We start from the raw sequence: 3194 nt of genomic DNA, 5'->3' as shown, positions 1-3194 counted from the left end.
TGTCGGCGCAGTCCATCCTTTAGGGGTACGAAGGACAATCATCGGCCAACGAGGACGTTTGGCAACACCCGAAGTCCTGGCTTCGGTTTGGATTTTCTTGATTTCCAAAATAACTGTTTCCAGAGTTGCTGCCATCAGTTGATGCACTTGCGCTGGATCGTGCCCTTCCACAAAGTAAGGTGTGTAACCGTAGCCCTTGAATAAGTCCTCTAGTTCCTCGTGGCTGATGCGGGCTAGGATGGTGGGGTTAGCAATCTTGTAGCCATTCAAATGCAAGATTGGTAAAACTGCACCATCCCGAATGGGGTTGATAAATTTATTAGAATGCCAAGCTGTTGCTAGAGGGCCTGTTTCTGCTTCCCCGTCACCAACAACTGCTGTCACAATCAAATCCGGGTTATCGAAAGCAGCCCCGTAAGCGTGGGAGAGGCTGTAACCTAACTCGCCGCCTTCATGAATCGAGCCAGGAGTTTCAGGTGTGCAATGGCTACCAATTCCACCAGGAAAGGAGAACTGTTTGAAAAACTTCAGCATACCTTCCTCGTCCTCGCTCTTATCAGGATAAACCTCAGAATAGGTTCCTTCTAAGTATGTCGGCGCAAGGATGCCCGGAGCGCCATGACCGGGGCCTGCGATGTAAATCACGTCCAGATCATATTTTTTGATTAAACGGTTCAGATGGACGTAGATAAAGCTTAAACCGGGACTTGTACCCCAGTGTCCTAACAGGCGATTCTTGATGTGTTCTGGCTTGAGGGGTTCTTTTAGCAGTGGATTGTCCTGCAAATATATCATACCTAGAGCTAAATAGTTGCAGGCACGCCAGTAAGCATTTATCTGACGCAGTTCTTCAGTACTAAGTGTGGCAGATTTACCGTTTTCAACAACTGAAACCTTTGTCTTAGAAGGAGAAATGGTCATAGATTTTGAATCCTACTAATCTATTTTTAGTTAAAGAATCGTTGAACACGCGATGTCTGATGACAAACTGCTCCACGTCTACACAGTTTTAAAACCCGATATTTCAAGACTAAATATGAATACCAAAGAAGTGATGTAGTACAGTGCATCTACCATTGGGTACTACATTGATCAATCTCAAAATGGTTAAGCGGATATCAATCGATAACTATGGTTTTACTTGCGGTTCACTTATACAACCAGCTACTTCCAATACAGTTTGCATAAGGTTAGCAATTAACAAGACTATGAAATAATTGAGTCATAAAATCGATCTTTCCCAATTACAAAAATCTCGATTTTTAGCTAATCTAATTGTATTGCCTGCACTTCACTATTCACTACTATCTTGTTTAAAAGTCCCTTATATCCTGATTAAAAGGGTGGAATGTGCATTACATACAGTATAACTACTTATATTCTGATATATCTTCTAACTTAAACATCCAACTAAAGGTAGATAAAATCCACTTTAAAAGTTAAATAAATTGGGCTGCAAAATTAGTGTTATATCTGAAAAATAGATAGATATAAATATTTTAATTTAAATTAAAAATAATGACATTAACTTAGTTTAACGTTAACCATTAATTAACCTATTTATGATTTTTTAGGTCAGTGGTGGTGTTGATGGCACGTTAGCGTACCACCCCCGTTTTCTAAATGGGCATTTCCTGATAGCAGTAACTACAGCGCCAGTAAAGTTCTCCCAAACGTACATGACGGAGTAAAATGTCTGAACAGTTAGGGCAAAAATGCTTACTCATCATCGATTGACTGATTGTTGTAGATATACTCAATTTACGAGGACTTGTTAATAAAGCTTTACTAGGCATATATTTGACTAACCTTTGTCAATTTGCTGATAAAGGTTAGTATGACACTCTAAGATTAGAAATCGTGTTTAACCAAGCGTTTGATTGGTGTATAAGTTGTACAAGTTTTACTAAGATATTTAATTTTTAACCTTTATTTAATAACTTTTGAGCGTTTATCTCTCCTATGGTGTAATTCCATTTAAAAAAATATTTACAACATATAAATTGGCTGTAGTAGAAGTATACATCGGGAGCATGTCAACTTTGTTAGAACATATGAACTATTGAATAGTGGCAAAATCAATGAAAATATAGGAAGAAATCAATTTTCACAACAACAATGGAACCAGCTAATCAGAAAAAAATCCAGAAACATCTTCAAGCCATAGCAAAAATTCTGTATCAAGAAGCAGAGACTAAAGAATTAGAGAGCCTAGCTGGAATTGAAAAAACAATCAGAGCGCAAACTCTAGAATATATTACGCCAGAATTAGGGTTTTTTTTCTCAAAGAAGCAACAGGAACTTCATCGGGGAGAGTAAGAACAATTAAAAGTATTCTTGGAGAATTGCCAATCAGTGAAAAACAAGCACGAAAGTTAAAACTAGAGAAAAATCAGAAAATAAGTCCTTACTTAGAACAATGTTGCTTGAGAGCAAGTGCAAATGTCTCCTATGAAAATGCGGCAAAAGATATTCATAAATATACCGGGATGTCTATTTCTGCTAGCACACAACAAAGAATCGTTCAGCGGTATGATTTTCCCGAAATAGGATGCGAACAAGAAATAGAAGAAATTAGCCTGGATGGCGGTAAGGTGAGGCTTAGGACAGAAGAAAAAGGAGAACCATGCATCTGGAAAGACTATAAAGCTATCTGCATCAACCAAGAAATAAAGGTAGCGAAATTAGGCGAAAATGAAGCTTTAATTGATTGGGTAAATAAACAACACTTGGCAGAACCATTAACCTGTTTAGGTGATGGAGATCCAGGGATATGGAAAATAATTCGACAATTTAATTGTCCAGGAGAAATACGGGAGATTTTAGATTGGTTTCATCTGATTGAAAATCTACATAAAGTTGGTGGTTCTCTCAAGCGACTCAAAGCTGCGGAAACTTTTCTTTGGCAAGGAAAAGTTGATGAAACTCTCGCCCTCATCTCTCCACTTAAAGCTAAAAAAGCCCAAAATTTTTGCCGATATTTGGAAACTCATCGACATCGAATTGTCAATTATGAGTATTATCAAACCGAAGGTATTTGTTCTATTGGTTCTGGTGCCATCGAGTCTACTATCAAACAGATAGATCGGCGACTAAAAATATCTGGAGCACAATGGGATGAATCTAATGTCCCTCAAGTTCTCAAGCATCGCTGTGCTTATCTTAATGTCCAGCTTTAGAACCTGTTTAGTTCT

Annotated in this window: 1 protein-coding gene and 1 pseudogene; one reads left to right on the top strand and one right to left on the bottom strand. The window is 38.1% G+C overall.

What is annotated here, in order from left to right:
- Positions 1–921 (bottom strand): annotated as a pseudogene (locus RRG12_RS42185) (phosphoketolase); the annotation flags it as partial.
- 1197 nt (positions 922–2118) lie between these two features.
- On the opposite strand from RRG12_RS42185, the gene RRG12_RS42180 reads away from it, so the two are divergent.
- Positions 2119–3179, top strand: a protein-coding gene (locus tag RRG12_RS42180) for an ISKra4 family transposase (RefSeq protein WP_420759307.1) whose coding sequence is annotated in 2 segments (ribosomal slippage) — positions 2119–2275 and positions 2275–3179 — 1062 coding nt in all. Because the reading frame shifts where the segments join, the coding sequence is not laid out codon by codon here.
- Positions 3180–3194: the final 15 nt, after the last annotated feature.

This window comes from Nostoc sp. CALU 546 (genome assembly GCF_048836525.1).
This window is presented reverse-complemented; position numbering and strand designations above follow the sequence as displayed.